Genomic DNA, 20,499 nt, shown 5'->3' with positions numbered 1-20,499 from the left:
GTCCTGACTTCAACCGATATGGGCTTTGTAGGCGGCCTCATCCATGAGACCGGCGAGCTGGCTTTCGTCGGCAAGCTTCATCTTCCACAGCCAGCCGGCCCCTGTTGCGGCCGAATTGACCAGTGACGGATCCGACGACAGCGTGCCGTTGGCCTCGGTGATCTCGCCGTCGACTGGTGCATAGACATCGGACGCCGCCTTGACGGATTCGACCACGACGGCGGTGTCGCCCTTGGTCAATTTCTTTCCCGTCTCCGGCAGTTCGACGAAGACGAGGTCGCCGAGCTGCTCCTGCGCGTAGTCAGTGATGCCGACCGTGGCGATGCCGCCCTCGACGCGGAGCCACTCGTGATCTGATGTGAAATAGGTCGTTGCCATTGAGATCATCCTTTTCGGTAGCGATGCGGTGTGAAGGGCAGGGAGCTGATATCGACTGGGATTTTCGTGCCGCGCACATCGGCGAAAACCCGTGTTCCGGGCTTTGCCAGAGGTGTCGAGACATAGCCCATGGCGACCGGATGGCCGGCCGAGGGGCCGAAGCCGCCCGACGTGACATGGCCGGCCGGCTTGCCGTCGGCGTCGAAGAGCGCGGCACCGCCACGCACCGGCTGGCGGCCTTCCGGCTTCAAACCGACGCGCTTTTGCGCGGGTCCTCGTTCCACCGCGGCGCGGAGCGCATCGGCGCCGATGAAAGTGCCGGAAGCGCGGATGTCCTTTGGAATTGCCCACATCAAGGCGGCGCTGGCCGGGTCGGTTTCCGGTGTGATGTCCTGGCCATGCAGGCAGAGACCGGCCTCCAGGCGCAGGCTGTCGCGCGCGGCCAGGCCGATCCACAGCACGCGCTCGTCTCCGAGCAGCTTCGCGACGAGGTCGCGTGCATCGGCCTCCGGCAAGCCGATCTCGAACCCGTCCTCGCCGGTATAGCCCGACCGGCTCATGAACCAGTTCTTGCGCGGTTCGACCCCATGCATGAACAGCAGCGAGCCGGTCTCGATGCCGGCGCGGGAAAGGGCGGCCCAGGCTTCAGGACCCTGGATGGCCAGGAAGACGCGGTCGAGCGGCTCGATCCTGGCGTCGAAATCCGCGGCAAGTGCACGCAAATGCTTTTCGTCGGCTACGGCGTTGCCGGCATTGGCGACCACCATGAACCTGGCATCGCCAAGCCTGGTGACGATCAGGTCGTCGAGGATGCCGCCTGCTTCGTTGAGGAAAAAGGACAGTTTGGATTGCGAGATTTCGAGCGCGCCGGCATCCAGTGGGCAGGCACGGTTGAGCAGTGCCGCCGCTTCCGGTCCGCTGACCTCGAACAGCTTCATATGCGAGATGTCGAACAGGCCGGCCTGCTCGCGGGTGTGAAGGTGTTCCTTCATGACGCCGGCCGGATAGGTCAGCGGCATCGACCAGCCGGCAAAGGCGCCGAAGCGCGCACCGGCGGCCATATGGATATCTTCAAGGGGAAGGTGTTTTGTGTCGTCGCCCGTCATGTCGTCTCCAGAGTCGCACGCAATCGGTCGCGAATGGCGACCAGTCCGTGCCCCTCTGTCTGAAGCCTGAGAGACTCGCGCAGCCGGAACTCTGTCAGCGGCGCTTACACCTTCGGCGCGGGGGCAAGCCCCGACTTTCCAGAGTGTCTTTCCCGTCTACGGTTCTTTTGCCTGAGAGATTTCGGGCGATTTCCCCTTCGGCGACAGCTCTCGCTGTTCTCTCCCGCAAACAGGTAGGACTCAAGACCCTGAGTCCTCGACGCGCCATCCATAGCTTGCGCGCGACGGCTTGTCACCTGTCAGCAACATCTAAAGCGCGTGCATGTCGTTCTTCAAACCGCGGCACGCTGTCAGGCGACATGCGTTGGCGACAAGTCTTCACTAACCACGCCGTTTGCCGGTTTTTCAAGACACTGCTGATATGTTGGCTTGTGTGACGCTATGGGGCCGGCGCTTGGCGACGGCGGACGGGGACGACAAATGGGCGAATTGATCATGAGCGCGCCGGTGGCCGGGCTGACCTCGAAAAGCCGCATCGCCGCGGAGGACGTGGCGATATTGCGCCATGAAGTGTTCGGCGACGGCGTCGTGACGCGTGGCGAGGCCGAGGCGCTGTTCGCGCTCGATGCCACGGCGAAGGACAAATGCCAGGAATGGCCGCCCTTCTTCATTGAGGCGGTCACCGACTATATCGTCCACCAGGAAAAGCCATCGGGCTATATCTCGCAGGACAATGCCGACTGGCTGATCCGCACGATCTCGCGCGACGGCATGGTCGACAGCCGGACCGAACTCGAATTGCTGGTGCATGTGCTGGAACAGGCGAAATCGTCGCCGGCCCAGCTTTGTGTGTATGCGCTGGAGCAGGTGGCGCATGCCGTCATTGACGGCAAGGGGCCGCTGATGCTCGGCGGCGCGCTGGCTCCGGGCCTCGTCGCGCAGGCGGAGGTCGAGCTTTTGCGCCGGATACTCCATGCCCATGGCGGCGACGGCAACATCGCCATCACGCGCGCCGAGGCCGAGGTGCTGCTCAAGATCAACGAGCGGACTGCTCAAGGACAAAACGATCCGTCCTGGAACGAGCTGTTCGTCAAGGCGATCGCCAATTTCGTCATGTGCTCGGCCGGCTACGAAGCACCGACGCGCGACGTGGCGCTGCGCCATGACGCCTTCCTCGAACATGCCGATCCGGAAATCGGCGGCTTCTTCAGCCGCATGATCTCCGGCGGGCTTGCCGGCATCATGGAGGCCTACCGATCTCCTGGCGACATCGAAGCCGAATGGGAAGCCAAGAACAGGGCGGCCGAGGCCCTGGCCCGCCGTGCCGAGACGATCGATGCCGGCGAAGCCGGCTGGCTGATCGAACATATCGGCGTCGACAGGCCACTTTACGAGAACGAACGCGCGCTGCTGACCCTGATCAAGCACGCCTCGCCGGAAATTCACCCGGCGCTCAGGCCGCTGCTCGACAAGGTTGCCTGACCGGCCAGGGATTGCTTAATCGGATCCGGGATGCTGGTCAGATCTGATCGACGTCGACGTATATCCGGGCCAGGCCTTCCCGGACGGTCGACATGGCATCGGCGACACTGATGTCGATGTGGTCATGCATGAGCCTTGCGGCCGTGTCGGCATCGCGGGTTACCATGGCTCGGGCGATTTCGCTGTGTTCGGTGTAGGTTGTCGACAGTCGCCGGTGCTTCTCCACTTCGATCTTGCGAACGAAATGGATGCGCGTGTTGATGCCTTCGAGCATGCGCGCCAGTTCGGGATTGCCTGACAGCCTGGCGATGCGGATGTGAAACTCCTCGTCCCTGGTGGTCAGCTCGGCGCTGGAAAACGAGTCGGCGCGCGCCATGGTGAGCGTCCACCAGTCGACGAGCGCGGCGAGCTCTTCATTGGTCGCGCGCTGGATCGCCAGCCTGACGGAGCGCTCCTCGAGAACCGCCCGCACGTCGGAAAGATTGATGACCTCGTCGACATCGAAGCCGCGGCAAAAGAAGCCGCGATTGGTCTGGAAGGTGATGAGTTCCTCTGTGACCAGCCGCTGGAGGGCCTCCCTGATCGGGCTGCGGCTGACATTCAGCCTCGCGGCAAGCGCCACTTCGTTGATGCGCTCGTTCGGCTTGAAGCGATAGTCCATCGCCATGCGACGGATCTCTTCATAGACGCGCGGGCCGGTCTTGATCGGCTTGGATGCCAACGCCGCATCGTCGTCCTGGTTGCTGTGCCTGGTGGGTCGGAGCATGGCGTCGGTCAAGCCTTTGCGGCGCTTGGTTCGGCGAACCGCGCATGTGTGGGAAGGATACCGTCGAGGGCGATCGGCGCAGCCCGGCCGGCGATCAGTTCGGCGACGATGCGGGCCGATCCATGCGCCATCGTCCAGCCGATATGGCCGTGGCCGGTGTTCAGCCAGAGGTTCTTGATGTTGCGCAGGCCGAGGATCGGCAGATTGTCGGGCGTCATGGGTCTCAGGCAGGCCCGCATTTCGGCGCGATCATAGGCGATACCGCGCGGGAACAGGTCCTGCGTGACGCGCTTCATTAAGGCGAAATCCGAAGGCTTGTGGCTGCGATCATAGCCCGCGAATTCCGCGGTGGCGGTGACGCGGATGCGATCGCCCATCGGCGTGATGGCAACGAGATTGTGCTCATCGATGACGGGGAGTTTTGGAGCCAGCGCCGGGTCGACGATGGGAACGGTCAGGGAATATCCCTTGACCGGATAGATCGGCAGACCAAGGCCGATCTTGCGGGCTAGGATCGGGCTTTCGGCGCCGAGACACAGAACGTAGGCGTCGGCCAGAAATTCTCCCTTGTCGGTGACGACCCGGATGATCGCGTCATTCCTGCGTTCAATCCCGACGATCCTCGTGCTTGTCAGGATCTTGCCGCCCCTCGTTTCGACGATGGCCGCCAGCGCGCGCGTGAACTTGGCGGCGTCGCCGGTTTCATCGGTTGGACACATTATGCCGCCGGCAATGCTGCCGCGCGACGAAGCCAGCGCCGGCTCGCGGTCAATGATTTCCTGTGCGTCGACAATGCGGATCTCCTGGCCGTCGGCCTCCAGCAGGCGCATGTTGGCGACGCCCTTGTCGAGCGCCTGACGGCTGCGGTGGAAGTAAAGGATGCCGGCCGAGGTCCTGTCGTACTGGATCGCTTCCTCCCTGACGACCGCCTGCAGGACCGATTGGGAATGGACCGCAAGCCGATGTTTGAGGAGGGTATTGCGACGCGCTTTGGCGGCCGTGCATTCCCTGAGGAAGCGCAGCGACCAGCTGTAGAGATGCGGGTCGGCGGAAAGTTTGAAGCGAAGCGCCTGGTCTTTCAGGAACAGCGACTTCAGCAGGATTTTTGGCGCGGCTGGCGATGACCAGACGAAGGAGTGACCGGGCGCGATCATGCCTGCATTTGCCCAGCTCGCGCCCTCGGCCACCTGCGGTGCCTGCTCAAGAACAGTGACCGCGTGGCCGTCCTTTTGCAACTGATAGGCGGTGGTGATCCCGACCACGCCGCCGCCCAAGATCAATACGCGCATTGCTGTCCCGAAGGGCTGTGTTCCTATTGTCGACAATTCAATAGGAAGACGCCGATCCCTGTCAACGGTGAATGGGTCGGCGACGGACAAGCGATCCGCGCAAGCACAAAATTCAGGCGTTTACCGGTTCCCAGGATCTGCACAGAGCCCTTGACAGTTTCGGCAATATCGCCGTTTCTATTGTCGACAATTCTGATTGGCATCAGGAAGGGGACTGCGCCATGGACGCCCCGGTTAGCCGCGCCGACGACACGCTCGTCCTCGATAAGGAACACATTCCCTTCAAGACCGATGACGGTATCGGCACGCGCGCCAATCTCGGCCTGCTCGTGCTGCGGACCGACCAGACCATCGAGGATGAATTCCGGTATGCGCTGCCCGCGCGCGACATCGCGCTGTACGAGGCGCGGCTCTACAGCGATGTCGAGATCACACCGGAAAACCTGATGAAAATGTCGGCGGTAATCCCGGCAACGGTGGGACTCTTGCCCGACGTCAAGTTCGATGTGATCGGCTTTGCCTGCACGTCGGGAGCGCTGGTCATCGGCGAGGATAAGGTTGCCGAGCGCGTTCACGAGGTGCTGCCTGGTGTGCAGGTGACCAATCCGGTGACCGCGGCACGCGCCGCGCTGAAGGCCCTGGGGGTCTCGAGGATCGCGCTGCTCACCCCTTACTTGGCGAAAATCAATCATTCGCTGCGGGCATCGCTGATGGCGCGGGGGATGGATATTCCGGTCATGGGCTCCTTCAACGAGGCGGACGACAATGTCGTTGCACGCATCACGCCGGCATCGGTCAAGCAGGCCATCTTGGAAATCGGTGCGTCGAGCGACTGTGATGCGGTGTTCGTTTCCTGCACCAGCATGCGCGTTGCCCGCATCATCGAGGAGGTCGAGAAGGAGTTGGGGAAACCGGTCACCTCCAGCAACCATGCACTTGCCTGGCATATGCTGCGGCTTGGCGGTATTAGCGAGCAGATTGCCGGAAAAGGCGAGCTGTTTCGCCGCTCGCTAGGCTAGCATCTTCAGCGCCGGATTTGCGGTGTGCAGCTCAGATCCCGCCGTACCAGTCATAGCCATTGTCTTCCCAATAGCCGCCCCTGCCACCGCCGACATCGGCAAAGCCGTCGACCAGTTCGATCTTGTAGAGATATTTCGGCATCTTGTAGCCGAGCTGGCGCTCGACGCGAACCCGCAGCGGCGCGCCGTTCTCGACCGGCAGCGGCTTGCCGTTCAGGCCGTAGGCGAGGATCGTCTGCGGGTGACGGGCATCGATGAGGTCGATGGTGCCGTAATATTTGATGTCGCCCGACAGGCTGCGGTCGATCGTGTCGAGGCAATGGAACATGACATAGCGCGCCTGCGGTTTGACCACCGCCTGGTCCAGCACCAGCGACAGCGGCGTGCCGGTCCATTTGGCTATGCAGCTCCAGCCTTCGACGCAGTCATGGCGGGTGATCTGGGTGCGGCTTGGCATGTTCTGGAGCTGCTCGCGGCTGAGCGACAGCGGCTTTTCGACAAGACCCGTCACTTCCAGACGCCAGTCGGCGAAATTGTTGGCGAGCAGGCCCTTGTAGACGTCGTCATCGGGAGCGGTGACGCCGTTCGGCCGCTGCGGCTGGCGGATATCGGCCTCGGTGAATTCCGGCGCCAGCGCGTCGCGTCCGGCCAGCAGGCGCTGTGCGCGGTAGGTCAGGCCATTGGCGTTTTCGAGGAAACTGCGCAGGCCGCTGCCGACGCTTAGCTGGCTGTCGAAAGCGTCGCAGCCCGACAGCATGATACCGGAAGCGCCAAGGCCGGCAGCGGTCAGGAATTTGCGGCGGCTGATCTCAAACTTCGCCATATCAGGCACTCCTCTCGGCTGTATTGTCGTCCTGTGCGGGAGGATCGGTGCGGTACCAGCCGGTGATGATCGAGCGCAGCTCGTTGATCGGGCCGGCGGCCAGGATCATCAGGATATGGACGACGAAGAAGGCGACCAGCAGCACCATGACGGTGAAATGGATGGTGCGTGCCGTCTGCCGGCCACCGAGCAGATCGTTGAGGAAAGGCAGCACCGAGTTCATGCTTGGCGACATCGCCAGACCGGTGATGATCATCAGCGGCAACAGCACGAACAGCACGCCGCCATAGGCCATCTTCTGCAACGTGTTGTATTCGCGCGTGTGGTGGAATTTGAGCTTGGCGTGGTCGACGATGTCTTGCGGCAACCGCTTCAAATCGTCGAGGCGTGGCGCGAGATCGCGGCGGATGTGACCGTTGACGATGCTGGCGACCAGCCAGACGATCAACGTCGTGGTGAGTATCCAGGCAAAGAAGAAATGGATGACGCGCGCAGTGCCGAGATCATAGTAGGACGGGATGGTCGCCCAGGACGGGAAGGCGCGGGACGTCTCCTGGCCGGCCGGACCCGACCAGCCGAGCACCCCAGTGGTGTTGAAGCGTTTGCCGAAGATCTCCGTGTAGCCGCGCGGACCCGCATCGGAGTTCTCGGCGCCGATGGCGAAGATGGTGTTGTTGTAATCGAAGCCCGATTGCTTGCCGATATAGAGCTGCGGACGGGCATTGAAGATCTGCAGGCCTGAGAGCAGCATGAAGAACAGCGAGATGGCCCACAGCCAATGCGTCAGCCGCGTCCAGCGCGACTGCCGGTAAATCAGCGTTTTGTCGTTCGACGCCGAAGCGCCTGGATCGGCGGCGGATTGGCTTCTGGCAACGGATTCCATCGTGTTTCGTCTCCCGGCCTCGCGGCATGGCCTGCGCGCTCATTGTCCTCCTGATACGTCGCGATCCAAACCGATGTTTCATCCGATCACGGATTTATTACGGACCGCCCAGGCTGACGGCGAGATTGACGGCAGCGGCGACGATGACCGTGTTGAAGAAAAACGACAGGATCGAGTGGACAAGCACGACACGACGCATATGCGTCGTCGAGATGTTGGTGTCGGCGGTCTGCGCCGTCATGCCGATCACCGTCGAGAAATAGAGGAAGTCCCAACCCTCCGGCCGTTTGTCGCCCGGAAACAGCAGTCCGCCGACCGGGATTTTCTTCCTGGTCTCGGCATCCATCGCATCGCCATCCATCCAGTAGACATGGGCATAATGGAGCGCTGCCATGGCATGGATGGTGAACCAGCCGAGCGGGATCGACAGCAGCGCGAAGAAGAGCTCGATGGGATGGCTTCTGTCCTTCTGATTGATCAGCAGGAACAATGCGACAACGGCAACGCCGACGACGACAAGCGTCACGGCGAAGATGACCAGCACCGGCTGGTCGGTGGCGCGCGCATTCTTGCTCAGATACCTGCCGGTGAACTTCGGCATCTGGGCGACGACGAGAATGACATAGGCGGCAAAGAACGCGTTGGCGCCGATCGAATAGGCAAGCGGAGCGTGCAGCAGCAACGCCACCAGAAGCGCAAAGACGCCGAAGCAGGCAGACACAGCAAACAGCATGTGGCGCTGCATGGGTTTGTCTATCGGAGCTTCGGCGGCCATGGTGGTTCCAGCCCTGGATAGCGCTAATCCGGTGTGGCCGATTTCATGGCACGCCGCAAGATGCGATCGAGTTCGCCCAGAAACCGCGACCGGTCCTGCGGCGCGAAGCTGGCATTGTAGCCCTTGCTTTCGCCGGTCTCGCGCAGATGCTGCTTCAGGTCGCGCATCGCCACCGCCATGCCGATCGTTTCCGGCGTGAAGGGACGTCCGGTTGGCCCAAGCACATGGGCGCCAAGCGCCACCGCGCGGGCGGCCAGCGGAATGTCAGCGGTGATCACAATGTCGTTGGTGCGTGCATTGTCGACGATCCAGTCGTCGGCGGCATCAGCGCCCTTGGAGACCACGACATTGCGGACCATCGGATCGCGCGACGGCCGCAGGCCGCCATTGGAGACGTAGGTGACAAGGACGCCATGCCGGTTGGCCACTTTTTCGACCTCGGCCTTGACCGGGCAGGCATCTGCATCGACGAGAATGGCGGGGAGTTCGCTCATGTTTCTTTTCTCCTCCCATTGTGAACCACGGAGGCCGCGCGCCGGTTGGACCGCGGCCTGTGAGCTTCCTCAGTAAACCACGACGCTTCTGATCGATTTGCCCTCATGCATGAGATCGAAACCCTTGTTGATGTCCTCGAGCTTGAGCGTGTGGGTGATCATCGGGTCGATCTGGATCTTGCCGTCCATGTACCAGTCGACGATCTTCGGCACATCGGTGCGGCCGCGCGCGCCGCCGAAGGCGGTGCCCATCCAGGTGCGGCCGGTGACCAGCTGGAACGGCCGCGTCGAGATCTCCTGGCCGGCGCCGGCAACGCCGATGACCACCGACTTGCCCCAGCCGCGATGCGAGGCTTCCAGCGCCTGACGCATGACCTTGGTGCTGCCCGTGCAGTCGAATGTGTAGTCGGCGCCGCCGATCTGGTCGGCGCCACGCTTGGTCATGTTGACGAGGTAGGGCACGACATCGCCGTCGATCTCCTTCGGATTGACGAAATGCGTCATGCCGAAGCGCTCGCCCCACTCCTTCTTGTCGTTGTTCAAATCGACGCCGATGATCATGTCGGCGCCGGCAAGTTTCAGGCCCTGGATGACATTGAGGCCGATGCCGCCGAGGCCGAAGACGACCGCGGTGGCGCCGATCTCGACCTTGGCGGTGTTGATCACAGCACCGATGCCGGTGGTGACGCCGCAGCCGATGTAGCAGATCTTGTCGAAGGGCGCGTCCGGATTGACCTTGGCCAGTGCGATCTCGGGCAGCACGGTGAAGTTGGAGAAGGTCGAGCAGCCCATATAGTGAAAGATCTTGTCCTTGCCGATCGAGAAGCGCGACGAACCATCGGGCATGAGGCCCTGGCCCTGCGTGGCGCGGATCGCCGTGCAGAGGTTCGTCTTTCTCGACAGGCAGGACGGGCACTGGCGGCATTCGGGCGTATAGAGCGGGATGACGTGGTCGCCCTTCTTGAGCGAGGTGACACCCTTGCCGACATCGACGACGACGCCGGCACCCTCATGGCCGAGGATGGCCGGAAACAGACCTTCCGGATCGGCGCCCGACAGTGTGAATTCGTCGGTGTGGCAAATGCCTGTCGCCTTGATCTCGACCAGCACTTCGCCCTCGCGCGGGCCCTCGAGGTCGACCTCCATGATCTCCAGCGGCTTTCCGGCGGCAACAGCGACAGCGGCGCGGGTTTTCATCAGGCGTCCTCCAATGCGAATTTTTTTCCAAGGTTTCAGGTTTTGCCGACACGATCAACTGGCAGCTGGCTCCGCGACTGGGCCACAGCGATGAATTGGAATCGCAAGTCGATTGAAAGGCAGTGAATTGCATGGTCGGCTTGACCCTGCAAGCACAGGCCATAAAAGGAACGGCCGACCCGAGGGATGACATTTCGCATGTTCACCAAGATCCTGATCGCCAATCGCGGCGAAATTGCCTGCCGCGTCATCAAGACGGCGCGCAAGATGGGCATTGCCACGGTCGCGGTCTATTCCGATGCCGATCGCGACGCCGTGCATGTCGAGATGGCCGACGAGGCGGTGCATATCGGGCCTTCGCCAGCCGCGCTGAGCTATCTCGTCCCTGAAAAGATCATCGCCGCGTGCAAGGAGACGGGAGCCCAGGCCGTGCACCCCGGCTACGGGTTCCTGTCCGAGCGGGCGGCCTTCTGTGAGGCGCTGGAAGCGGAAGGCATCATTTTCATCGGCCCGAAGCCCAAGGCGATCAAGGCGATGGGTGACAAGATCGAATCGAAGAAGTTCGCCAACGCCGCCAAGGTTTCCACCGTGCCCGGCTGGCTCGGCGTCATCGAGAATGCCGATCATGCCGAAAAGATCGCCGGCGAAATCGGTTATCCCGTGATGATCAAGGCTTCGGCCGGCGGCGGCGGCAAGGGCATGCGCATCGCCTGGAGCGAAGCCGAAGTGCGCGATGGCTTCGACCGCGCGCGCTCGGAAGCCAAGAGTTCGTTCGGCGACGATCGTCTCTTCATCGAGAAATTCGTCGTCGATCCGCGCCACATCGAAATCCAGGTGCTGGCCGACGCGCATGGCAACGCGCTCTATCTCGGCGAGCGCGAATGCTCGATCCAGCGACGCAACCAGAAGGTCGCCGAAGAGGCGCCGTCGCCATTCCTGGACGCCGCGACACGCAAGGCCATGGGCGAGCAGTCTGTGGCGCTGGCCAAGGCCGTCGACTACCAGAGCGCCGGCACGGTCGAATTCATCGTCGACAAGGACAAGAACTTCTATTTCCTTGAAATGAATACACGATTGCAGGTCGAGCACCCGGTGACGGAGCTCATCACCGGCATCGATCTGGTCGAGCAGATGATCCGCGTCGCCGCCGGCGAAAAGCTTGGCCTGAAGCAAAGCGACATCGAGCTGAACGGCTGGGCGGTGGAAAGCCGGCTCTATGCCGAAGACCCTTACCGCAATTTCCTGCCTTCGATCGGCCGGCTGACGCGCTACCGGCCGCCGGAGGAAGGACAATTCGGCGATGTCGTCATCCGCAACGACACCGGCGTCACCGAAGGCTCCGAAATCTCGATGTTCTACGATCCGATGCTCGCCAAGCTGTGCACCTGGGCGCCGACGCGTCTGGAAGCCATCGATGCCATGTCGGAAGCGCTCGACAGCTTCGTCGTCGACGGAATCGAGCACAACATTCCGTTCCTGGCTGCCTTGATGCAGCATCAGCGTTGGCGGGAAGGGCGGATATCGACCGCTTTCATATCGGAGGAATATCCCGACGGTTTCGCGCCGGTCGTGCCGAACGACGACGAGAAAGCGGTGCTGGCGTCGATCGCGACCGCAGTGGAACTGCTGCGACGTGATCGGCTTGACCGGCTGGGCGGGCGCCTGGCGCCGCATTCGGGAGCGCTGAAGCGCGACTGGGTCGTGAAGATCGATGATGACTATCTGTCGGCGTCCATCATCGAGGGCATGATTTCCATTCCGATGGAAGTCGATCTGTCGATCGCGGGCGGCAAGGCGCTGACCGTTGCATCCGACTGGCGGCCGGGCGATCTGGTCTGGCGCGGTACGGTCGGCAAGCGCAAGGTTACGGCTCAGGTCAGGCCGGTCGCCAATGGCTTTCGCATCGCCTGGAAAGGCATGTCGGTGACCGCGCGCGCCATGCTGCCGCGCACCGCCGAACTGGAAAGGCTGATGCCCGAAAAGGTGGCGCCGGACACGTCGAAGCTGCTGCTTTGCCCGATGCCCGGCCTTGTCGTGTCGATTGCCGTTGCCGAAGGCCAGGAGGTCAAGGCAGGCGAGACATTGGCTGTGGTCGAAGCGATGAAGATGGAAAACGTGCTGCGTGCCGAACGCGACCTTGTCGTCTCCAAACTCAACGCCAAGCCTGGCGACAGCCTGGCTGTCGACGCCGTGATCATGGAGTTTGCTTAGGGCTAGCCGGGCAGGCAGCCGGTGATCAGCAGTGGTTTGTGCTGGACTGGCATCGCGCGGTCCCGGACAATACATCTCCATCGACTCAAGGACCTTCACGCAGCACCATGGCCGACGAAAAACTCCCCCGCGATCCCTTGAAGCGAGAAGCGGCGATTGCTGCGGCGCGGCCGGAGGCCCCGGCGCGGCCCTTCGTCCATTTGCGCGTGCATTCGGCCTATTCGCTGCTGGAAGGCGCCTTGCAGATCGGCAAGGTGGTGGCTCATGCGGTCAAGGACGAAGCCCCGGCCATCGCCGTTACCGACACCAACAACCTGTTTGGCGCGCTCGAATTCGCGCAGAAGGCGGTGAAGGACGGCATCCAGCCGATCATCGGCTGCCAGACGGCGCTCGCCTTTTCCGGCGAAAACAGCGATGGCCAGCGCGACCGCAGACGGCAAGGTCCCGATATGCGGCCGGTCGTTCTGCTTGCCGCGACCGAGGCGGGCTATTCCAATCTGGTCAGGCTGGTCAGCCGCGTCTACCTCGAAACGCCGCCGGGCGAAGCCGTGCACCTGACCACGGAAATGATGGAAGGCTATTGTGACGGGTTGATCTGCCTCAGCGGCGGACCGCGCGGACCGATCGGCACCGCGCTCAAGGAAGATCGCCGCGATCTGGCCGAAGCCCGGCTTCTGACTCTCAAGGAGATGTTCGGCGACCGGCTCTATGTCGAGCTTGATCGGGTTTCCGGTTATGATCGCGTGATCGAAAAATCCTCGATCGATCTGGCCTATGCCCATGAACTGCCGCTGGTCGCCACCAACGAGGCGTTCTTTTCCTCTCGCGACGACTATGACGCACATGACGCGCTGATTGCCATTGCCGAGGGATCGGTCGTTGCCGCCGACAACCGCCGCCGGCTGTCGCCCGACAATTTCCTGCGCAGCCAGGCCGATATGGCAAGGCTCTTTGCCGACCTGCCGGAGGCGATCGACAACACTGTCGAGATCGCGCTGCGCTGCTCCTATTACCCGAAGAACCGCAATCCAATCCTGCCGCGCTTCACGGGCGGCGATGTCGCCGACAATGACGCCGCCGTGCAGGCGGAAGCCGACGAACTGGCCCGCCAGGCCCATGAGGGGCTCGACGCGCGCCTTGCCATGCATGGCCCGACCGCGGGCTATACGGTCGAGCAATACCGCGAGCGGTTGAACTTCGAGCTTGGCATTATCACCAAGATGAAGTTTCCCGGCTACTTCCTGATCGTTGCCGACTTCATCAAATGGGCCAAGGCGCAAGGCATTCCGGTCGGGCCTGGCCGCGGTTCGGGCGCAGGCTCGCTGGTCGCCTATTCGACCACCATCACCGACATTGATCCGCTGCGCTTCTCGCTGCTGTTCGAGCGCTTTCTCAATCCCGACCGCGTGTCGATGCCCGACTTCGACATCGACTTCTGTCAGGATCGGCGCGAGGAGGTCATCCGCTACGTCCAGCAGAAATACGGCCGCGACCAGGTCGGCCAGATCATCACCTTCGGTACGCTGCAGGCGCGCGCCGTGCTGCGCGACGTCGGCCGCGTCCTGCAAATGCCCTATGGCCAGGTCGACAAGCTCTCCAAGATGGTGCCGCAGAATCCGGCCAATCCGGTCAAGCTCGCCGACGCCATCGCCAACGAGCCGCGCTTTGCCGAAGAGGCCGAGAGGGAGCCGATCGTCCAGACGCTGCTCGACATGGCGCAGAAGCTGGAAGGCCTCTACCGCCATGCCTCGACGCACGCCGCCGGCATCGTCATCGGCGACCGGCCGCTCTCGGAGCTGGTGCCGATGTACCGCGATCCGCGCTCGGACATGCCCGTCACCCAGTTCAACATGAAATATGTCGAGCAGGCCGGACTGGTGAAGTTCGACTTCCTCGGCCTGAAGACGCTGACCGTGCTGGAGACGGCGGTGAAGCTGATCCGCCGGCGCGGCATCGAGATCGACCTGGCAACCATCCCGCTCGACGATCCCGAGACCTACGCCATGCTGTCGCGCGGCGAAGTGGTCGGCGTGTTCCAGGTGGAAAGTGCCGGCATGCGCAAGGCGCTGATCGGCATGCGGCCCGACTGCATCGAGGACATCATCGCGCTGGTCGCACTGTATCGACCCGGCCCGATGGAAAACATCCCGACCTACAACGCCCGCAAGCATGGCGAGGAGGAGATGGCCTCGATCCATCCCAAGATCGACCATCTGGTGAAGGAGACGCAAGGCGTCATCGTCTACCAGGAACAGGTGATGCAGATCGCGCAGGAGCTGTCCGGCTACTCGCTCGGCGAAGCCGATCTGCTGCGCCGCGCCATGGGCAAGAAGATTCGCGCCGAGATGGACAAGCAGCGCGAGCGCTTCGTCTCCGGCGCGGTCGAGCGTGGCGTCGGCAAGCCGCAAGCCGACTTCATTTTCGACCTGCTGGCCAAGTTCGCCGACTATGGTTTCAACAAATCGCATGCCGCCGCCTATGCGGTGGTTTCATACCAGACCGCCTATCTCAAGGCGCATTATCCGGTCGAGTTCCTGGCGGCGTCGATGACGCTCGACATGGGCAACACCGACAAGCTCGCCGATTTCCGCCAGGACGCGCTGCGCCTCGGCATCGAGGTGCTGGCGCCGTCGGTGACATCGAGCTTTCGCCCCTTCGAGGTCGGTGAGAACCGCATCTATTATTCGCTGGCAGCGCTCAAGGGCGTCGGCGACGCGGCGGTCGAGCACATCGTTGCCCAGCGTGGCGAAAAGCCGTTCAAGAGCCTCGCCGATTTCTGCGAGCGGGTCGATCCCAAGATCGTCGGCAAGCGCGTCTTCGAAAGCCTGATCATGGCCGGCGCGCTCGACTGCTTCGGCCACGACCGCGCGTCGATGATGGCGGGCGTGGAACGCATGATGGGGCTGGCGTCGCTGGCGCAGCAGAACGCGGTTTCCGGACAGCACGACATCTTCGGCGCCTCGCTCGGCGCCCAGTCGCAGGCACTCAATCTGCCGGCGACAGAGCCGTGGCTCGCCGCCGACCGGCTGCACCGTGAATTCCAGGTGGTCGGCTTCTACCTCTCGGCCCACCCGCTCGACGAGTACAAGGCGGCCCTGCAGAAGATGCGGGTGCAAACGTGGGCCGAGTTCTCGGCGGCCGTCAAACGCGGTGCCGCCGCCGGCCGCCTGGCCGGCACGGTGACATCCAAGCAGGAACGCAAGACGCGCACCGGCAACAAGATGGGCGTCATCGCCTTTTCGGATACGTCAGGCCAGTACGAAGCCGTGCTGTTTTCGGAAGGACTGGCACAGTATCGCGACCTGCTCGAGGCCGGCCGCTCCGTCGTCATCACCGTTGCGGCCGAGGACAGGCCGGAAGGCGTCAATCTGCGCATCAACTCAGTGCAGTCGCTGGAGGATGAGGCAAGTCGCATCCAGAAGGCGCTGCGTATCTTCGTGCGCAACGCCACGCCGATCAACACGCTGGCCGGCCAACTGACCGTCAGGGGCGAAGGCCAGGTCAGTTTCGTGCTGATCAAGGAAGAAGGCGAGGGTGAAATCGAGATAGAGCTGCCGAACCGCTACCGTATCTCGCCGCAGATCGCCTCGGCGATGCGCGCGGTGCCGGGCGTGGTCGAAGTGGAATTGGTGTGACCCCCGCTCTTTTCGGCGCGCGGCAATCAGCCGGGCGGTCGCTGCCGCCAACGCCGGCGCAGTCAGCATGAAGCCGGCGCAGAGGAATGGGTCGCAGGCGGTTTCAGCCTTGGCGCGGCTGCGTGACCGGCTGCGCAGGCTTTATCATGGGCGCACGCCGGCCGCTTTCCGGTTCCAACTGGTGGCCGTCGTCATCGACCTCGCCATCATCGCCTTCTTCATCGCGACGCCGGTTCTCCAGGACAAGCCGTCATTCCTCTGGCTCGACTATTCGGCGGCCGCGCTGGTTGCCGCGGACCTCGCTGCCCGCCTGCTTGCCTCCAAGAACATGCTGCGGCTGATGAAGCAGCCGACGTCGTGGGTCGATGTCTTCATCCTCTTGACGCTGCTGATGCCAACGGCGTTCGCCAATCTCGCCTTCCTGCGCATCCTGCGGCTGTGGTCGCTGTCACGCAGCGGTTCGCTCTGGCGGCATTTCGAGATGCGAGGACTGCGGCCGTGGCGAGAGGCCAGCCACGCGGTCATCAACCTTTTGACCTTCCTGTTCGTCATCACCGGCTTCGTCTACACGTTCTTCTTTCGCACTGGCGCCGGTCTGGAAAACTATATCGACGCGCTTTATTTCACTGTCGCCACGGTGACGACGACCGGCTTCGGCGACATCGTGCTGCCGGGCATGGCCGGCAAGCTGACGGCAATCGTCACCATGATCATCGGCATATCGCTGTTTGTCAGACTGGCTCAGGCGATCTTCCGGCCAGCCAAGGTGTTGTTTCCCTGTCCGCAGTGCGGCTTGCGGCGGCACGAGCCGGACGCCGTGCATTGCAAGGCCTGCGGCCATCTTCTCAACATACCCGACGAAGGGAACTGACGGCCGGCGGGACTACGACGCCGCCACTTCGGCCGGCTTTATCTGCCTGCGCTGCAGATTGAGCAGATTGCCCATCAGGATCAGCAGCGCGCCGCCGGCGGTGAAGGCGTCGATCTGCTCGCTATAGAGCAGCCAGCCGATCAGTGCCGATAGCGGCACGCGTAGAAAATCCATCGGCGAGACGATGGTCGCGTCGGCATAGCCAAGCGCTCGGGCCATACAGAAATGCGACGACATGCCGGTGAAGGCGATCAGCACGATCCATGGCCATAGCTCCAGTGGCGGGTTGCGCCACGTATAGAGCGCCGGGATGAGACCGACCACCGACTGGACAATCAGCATCCAGCAGATGATGCGTACGACGCTGTCCGTCCGGGTCAGCGACTTGACGGTGACCACCGAGATGCCGAAGCATGCCGCGGCGCCCAGCACGACCAGATGTCCAGGATCGACCGAGCCGACACCGGGGCGCACGATGATCACCACGCCGATCAGCCCCAGCCCGATCGCTGCCAACTTGGGCCGGTTCAGCCTTTCGCCCAGAAAGATCACCGCCAGGATAGCTGTCCAGATCGGAGTGGTGAATTCGATCGAGATCAACACGGCCAGCGGAATCAAGGTGAGGGCGTAGAGCCATGCCGCTTGGCCCGTGTAATGGATGACGTTGCGGGCGATATGGGCAACCGGGCGCTGCGTGCGCATGGCTTGAAAGCCGCCACTCATCATCACCAGCGGCAGCAGGATGAAGAAGCCGATCACGGAGCGCAACTCCAGCACTTGGAAGACGTTGAGCTCCGCTGTCGTGGCCCGGCCGGCGACCGTCATGCCAAGGAACGAGGCGATAGACAGCGCCATCCAGAACGCGGCCTTGGGGATCGAGGGGGTGGGTGCCATTCGCGCTATGTCGCAGGCCAGCACCTCTGCCGCAACCGCTAGCCAAGGCATTCTTCTGGGCCAGTCGCGACTGGCCCGATGTTGTAAAACAGTCATGTGGCGGGCGGAACCTGAAACGGTAGGTGGCGTTGAGTCCCGATGGTCAGCCGTGCTCGTGGACCGCCCCGTCTTTTTTCGAAAACGACAAGGAGAGCTTCGATGAGATCCTTCGCGCAATTCGCGCTTACCGGCGGTCTATTGGTTGCGGCAGGCGCAGCACACGCCGACGAGACCCAATTTCTCCAGTCGTTCAAGGGCAATTTCGCCGGCAAGGGCACTGTCCAGGTAACCACGGATGCTCCGAACGTCAGCGTATCGTGCAGCTTCAAGTCGAATGCGACCTCAACCTCGCTATCGCTGGATGGAAATTGCCGCGGTCTCATTGTGGTGTCGCGGGCCATCAGCGCCAATCTGAAAGTTACAGGTGCCAAATACAGCGGCACCTATGTTGGCTCTCGCACGGGACCGGCGCAACTCAACGGCAGCCGTTCGGGCAATGCGATCAACCTGGGCATTCGCTGGGCCAAGGAGGTCAATGGCGACCGAAGGGCGCAGATGAAGGTCGAGAAACGCGGCGAGAACGGCATGCGGCTGACCGTCATCGACACCGACCCGAAAACCGGCAAGAGCGTGGTGACGAGCAGGATAGACTTGCAGCGCACCTAATCCTCGAGCGGCTCCGGCGGATGGGCATCGCGGCCCTTGCCGAATGTGTAGCCGGTTTCCACCGCCTTGCGGCCGAACTTGTCGCGCAAGGCATCGATGGCGCCTTCGGCCATGGCGCGCTTGCGCGACTGGATGTCGACCAGATCGGGCGGGTCGGCCTTGTCGTCGTCCGAGAGGTCGCTGACGCCGATGCCGAGCAGCCGATACTTCGTGCCGTCGGTTTCCTTGCGCAGAAGCTCCACCCCAGTCTGAAAGATGCGGTCGGCGAGCCGGGTCGGGTCGCCGAGCTGGCGATTGCGCGTGCGCAGCTTGAAATCCTGGCTCTTCAGTTTCAGCACCACGGTGCGCCCGGCAATGCCTGACTTTTTCAGCCGTGCCGAAACCTTTTCCGAAAGACCCCTGAGAACCGCGATCAGTTCCTCCAGCGACGCGATGTCGGTGTCGAAGGTGGTTTCGGCCGATACGCTCTTGGCGTCCTGATCGGGATCGACGCGGCGGACATCCTCGCCGCGCGAAAGGTGGTAGAGCCGGTCGCCCATCGTGCCATAGCGGCGCATGAGGTCGCCGCGATCCATCTGCTGCAGCTGGCCGATGGTGCGGATGCCGTCACGCTCCAGCGTTGCGTTGAACGCCTTGCCGACACCCCAGATCATGGTCACCGGCTGCGCCGCCAGGAAGCCGACCGCCTCGGCTTCGCCGATGACCGAGAAGCCGCGCGGTTTACGGAAGTCCGACGCTATCTTGGCGAGGAACTTGCAGTAGGACAGGCCGGCCGAAACGGTGATGCCGATCTCCTTCTCGACCGCCAGCGCAAAGCGCGCCAGCACCACAGCGGGTGGCAGGCCGTGCAGCCGTTCGGTGCCGGCGAGGTCGAGAAACGCCTCGTCGATCGACAGTGGCTCGACCAGCGGCGTCAGCGCCTGCATCATGGCGCGCACTTCGCGGCCGACGCGGACGTATTTTTCCATGTTGGGGCCGATGACCACCGCCTCCGGGCAGGCTTCGAGCGCCTTGAACATCGGCATGGCCGAGCGCACGCCCTGGATGCGGGCGATGTAGCATGCGGTGGAGACGACGCCGCGCTTGCCGCCGCCGATGATCAACGGTTTGTCCTTGAGCGCCGGATTGTCGCGCTTTTCGATTGCCGCATAGAAGGCGTCGCAATCGATATGGGCCAGATGCAGCCGGTAAAGCTCGGGATGACGCGCAAGCCGGGGGCTGCCGCAGCGCTCGCAGCGGCGCGTCTGGCTGCGCTGAAGCATCAGGCAGTCGCGGCAAAAACCGTGATCGGGATTGTTGACAGAGGCCGCCATCGCTGCGAACATAAAGAGAACAGAAGCAATGGTACGACAGTGCAAGGCCAGCGACAAGGCTGGCCTGGGGAGAACGCATGAGCACGACCATAGCGCCGCTTGCGCCCGAGCTTTGGGCTGAATTCGAGGACCTCTTCGGCAAGCAAGGTGCCTGCTACGGTTGCTGGTGCACGCATTTCCGGCTGGCGCCGGCGATGCGCCGCGAGAGCAGCCGGGAACGCAACAAGGACCACATCAAGGCGCGCATCGAGGCCGGCCCGCCGCCGGGCCTGCTGGCATTCGAGGACGGTCAGGCGGTTGGCTGGATGCAGATCGGACCGCGCGCCGACGTGCCCGAATGGAACAACCAGGGCAGGGGGTCGGCACCGGTCGATCCTGCCGACGCCACGGATCCGGCCGTCTGGGCGATCTCCTGCTTCTTCATCCGCGGCAAGGCGCGCGGCAGGGGCATCACGCATCGCCTCGTCGAAGGCGGCATCGATTTTGCCCGCCAGAACGGTGCACGGCTGCTCGAGGCTTGTCCGATAGATCTGTCTCGCGATTCGCGTTCGATCGGCCTGTTCGTCGGCTCGTCGCGGGTCTTCGAGAAGGCTGGTTTCGAGAGGCTGTTGGAACGCAAGGCCGGTCGGCCGCTGATGCGGCTGGTGCTTTGATCGAG

Annotated in this window: 18 protein-coding genes and 1 riboswitch; of the genes, 7 read left to right on the top strand and 11 right to left on the bottom strand. The window is 62.9% G+C overall.

Going from position 1 to position 20,499, the window contains the following annotated elements:
* Positions 1–9 precede the first annotated feature (9 nt).
* Together gcvH and gcvT are read right to left on the bottom strand one after the other, a co-directional pair.
* Complete coding sequence (gene gcvH, locus LB559_RS01230) at positions 10–378, bottom strand: glycine cleavage system protein GcvH (RefSeq protein WP_013531953.1); 369 nt, start codon at positions 376–378, stop codon at positions 10–12.
* 5 nt (positions 379–383) lie between these two features.
* Positions 384–1,484, bottom strand: coding sequence for a glycine cleavage system aminomethyltransferase GcvT (gcvT, locus tag LB559_RS01225; RefSeq protein ID WP_224672889.1), 1,101 nt, complete (start codon positions 1,482–1,484; stop codon positions 384–386).
* Between the two features lie 149 nt (positions 1,485–1,633).
* A riboswitch (glycine riboswitch) is annotated at positions 1,634–1,720 on the bottom strand.
* 244 nt (positions 1,721–1,964) lie between these two features.
* Here gcvT and LB559_RS01220 point away from each other — a divergent pair.
* Positions 1,965–2,966: a hypothetical protein gene (locus LB559_RS01220; protein ID WP_224672888.1), complete on the top strand. Its 1,002-nt coding sequence runs from the start codon at positions 1,965–1,967 to the stop codon at positions 2,964–2,966.
* A gap of 37 nt (positions 2,967–3,003) precedes the next feature.
* Here LB559_RS01220 and LB559_RS01215 read toward each other — a convergent pair whose 3' ends face one another.
* Together LB559_RS01215 and LB559_RS01210 are read right to left on the bottom strand one after the other, a co-directional pair.
* Complete coding sequence (locus LB559_RS01215; RefSeq protein ID WP_224672887.1) at positions 3,004–3,732, bottom strand: GntR family transcriptional regulator; 729 nt, start codon at positions 3,730–3,732, stop codon at positions 3,004–3,006.
* An 8-nt stretch (positions 3,733–3,740) separates the two neighbouring features.
* The gene (locus tag LB559_RS01210; protein WP_224672886.1) at positions 3,741–5,021 is read right to left on the bottom strand and encodes a D-amino acid dehydrogenase; all 1,281 of its coding nucleotides are present in this window, start codon (positions 5,019–5,021) and stop codon (positions 3,741–3,743) included.
* A 221-nt stretch (positions 5,022–5,242) separates the two neighbouring features.
* On the opposite strand from LB559_RS01210, the gene LB559_RS01205 reads away from it, so the two are divergent.
* Complete coding sequence (locus LB559_RS01205) at positions 5,243–6,040, top strand: aspartate/glutamate racemase family protein (RefSeq protein ID WP_063173665.1); 798 nt, start codon at positions 5,243–5,245, stop codon at positions 6,038–6,040.
* A 31-nt stretch (positions 6,041–6,071) separates the two neighbouring features.
* Here the strand turns inward: LB559_RS01205 and LB559_RS01200 are convergent, their stop codons facing one another.
* From LB559_RS01200 to LB559_RS01180, 5 genes are all read right to left on the bottom strand, one after another.
* Positions 6,072–6,863, bottom strand: coding sequence for a molybdopterin-binding protein (locus tag LB559_RS01200; RefSeq protein WP_024505336.1), 792 nt, complete (start codon positions 6,861–6,863; stop codon positions 6,072–6,074).
* A gap of 1 nt (position 6,864) precedes the next feature.
* Entirely contained in the window at positions 6,865–7,746 is an 882-nt protein-coding gene (locus LB559_RS01195; RefSeq protein ID WP_224672885.1) for a cytochrome b/b6 domain-containing protein, read from the bottom strand.
* 97 nt (positions 7,747–7,843) lie between these two features.
* Positions 7,844–8,521: a DUF1345 domain-containing protein gene (locus LB559_RS01190; protein ID WP_013531945.1), complete on the bottom strand. Its 678-nt coding sequence runs from the start codon at positions 8,519–8,521 to the stop codon at positions 7,844–7,846.
* Positions 8,522–8,544: 23 nt separating this feature from the next.
* Complete coding sequence (locus tag LB559_RS01185; protein ID WP_224672884.1) at positions 8,545–9,015, bottom strand: YaiI/YqxD family protein; 471 nt, start codon at positions 9,013–9,015, stop codon at positions 8,545–8,547.
* Between the two features lie 69 nt (positions 9,016–9,084).
* Positions 9,085–10,212, bottom strand: a complete 1,128-nt coding sequence (locus LB559_RS01180; protein ID WP_063172038.1) for an S-(hydroxymethyl)glutathione dehydrogenase/class III alcohol dehydrogenase — start codon at positions 10,210–10,212, stop codon at positions 9,085–9,087.
* 198 nt (positions 10,213–10,410) lie between these two features.
* Between LB559_RS01180 and LB559_RS01175 the strand changes: the two genes are divergently transcribed.
* The 3 genes from LB559_RS01175 to LB559_RS01165 all read left to right on the top strand — a co-directional run bounded on the left by LB559_RS01175 (position 10,411) and on the right by LB559_RS01165 (position 16,929).
* Positions 10,411–12,423: an acetyl/propionyl/methylcrotonyl-CoA carboxylase subunit alpha gene (locus tag LB559_RS01175; RefSeq protein ID WP_013531942.1), complete on the top strand. Its 2,013-nt coding sequence runs from the start codon at positions 10,411–10,413 to the stop codon at positions 12,421–12,423.
* Between the two features lie 107 nt (positions 12,424–12,530).
* Positions 12,531–16,058: a DNA polymerase III subunit alpha gene (dnaE, locus tag LB559_RS01170; RefSeq protein WP_224672883.1), complete on the top strand. Its 3,528-nt coding sequence runs from the start codon at positions 12,531–12,533 to the stop codon at positions 16,056–16,058.
* Between the two features lie 67 nt (positions 16,059–16,125).
* Positions 16,126–16,929 (top strand): potassium channel family protein, encoded by an 804-nt coding sequence (locus LB559_RS01165; RefSeq protein ID WP_063167892.1) that lies wholly within the window; start codon positions 16,126–16,128, stop codon positions 16,927–16,929.
* A 12-nt stretch (positions 16,930–16,941) separates the two neighbouring features.
* Here the strand turns inward: LB559_RS01165 and LB559_RS01160 are convergent, their stop codons facing one another.
* On the bottom strand, positions 16,942–17,823 hold the full coding sequence (locus LB559_RS01160; RefSeq protein ID WP_063173666.1) for a DMT family transporter: 882 nt from the start codon (positions 17,821–17,823) through the stop codon (positions 16,942–16,944).
* A 198-nt stretch (positions 17,824–18,021) separates the two neighbouring features.
* Here LB559_RS01160 and LB559_RS01155 point away from each other — a divergent pair, with 198 nt between their 5' ends.
* Complete coding sequence (locus LB559_RS01155; RefSeq protein WP_024503586.1) at positions 18,022–18,528, top strand: hypothetical protein; 507 nt, start codon at positions 18,022–18,024, stop codon at positions 18,526–18,528.
* Here the strand turns inward: LB559_RS01155 and LB559_RS01150 are convergent.
* A complete protein-coding gene (locus LB559_RS01150; protein ID WP_224672882.1) occupies positions 18,525–19,853 on the bottom strand; it encodes a DNA polymerase IV in 1,329 nt (442 codons plus the stop codon). The genes LB559_RS01155 and LB559_RS01150 overlap by 4 nt on opposite strands.
* A gap of 65 nt (positions 19,854–19,918) precedes the next feature.
* On the opposite strand from LB559_RS01150, the gene LB559_RS01145 reads away from it, so the two are divergent.
* Positions 19,919–20,494 (top strand): GNAT family N-acetyltransferase, encoded by a 576-nt coding sequence (locus LB559_RS01145; protein ID WP_024503584.1) that lies wholly within the window; start codon positions 19,919–19,921, stop codon positions 20,492–20,494.
* Positions 20,495–20,499 lie beyond the last annotated feature (5 nt).

The organism is Mesorhizobium sp. BR1-1-3, assembly GCF_020165455.1.
In the GTDB taxonomy this organism is placed as follows: Bacteria; Pseudomonadota; Alphaproteobacteria; order Rhizobiales; family Rhizobiaceae; genus Mesorhizobium; species Mesorhizobium ciceri.
The sequence above is the reverse complement of the archived record's forward strand: the minus strand, read 5'-3'. Positions and strand labels throughout refer to the sequence as shown.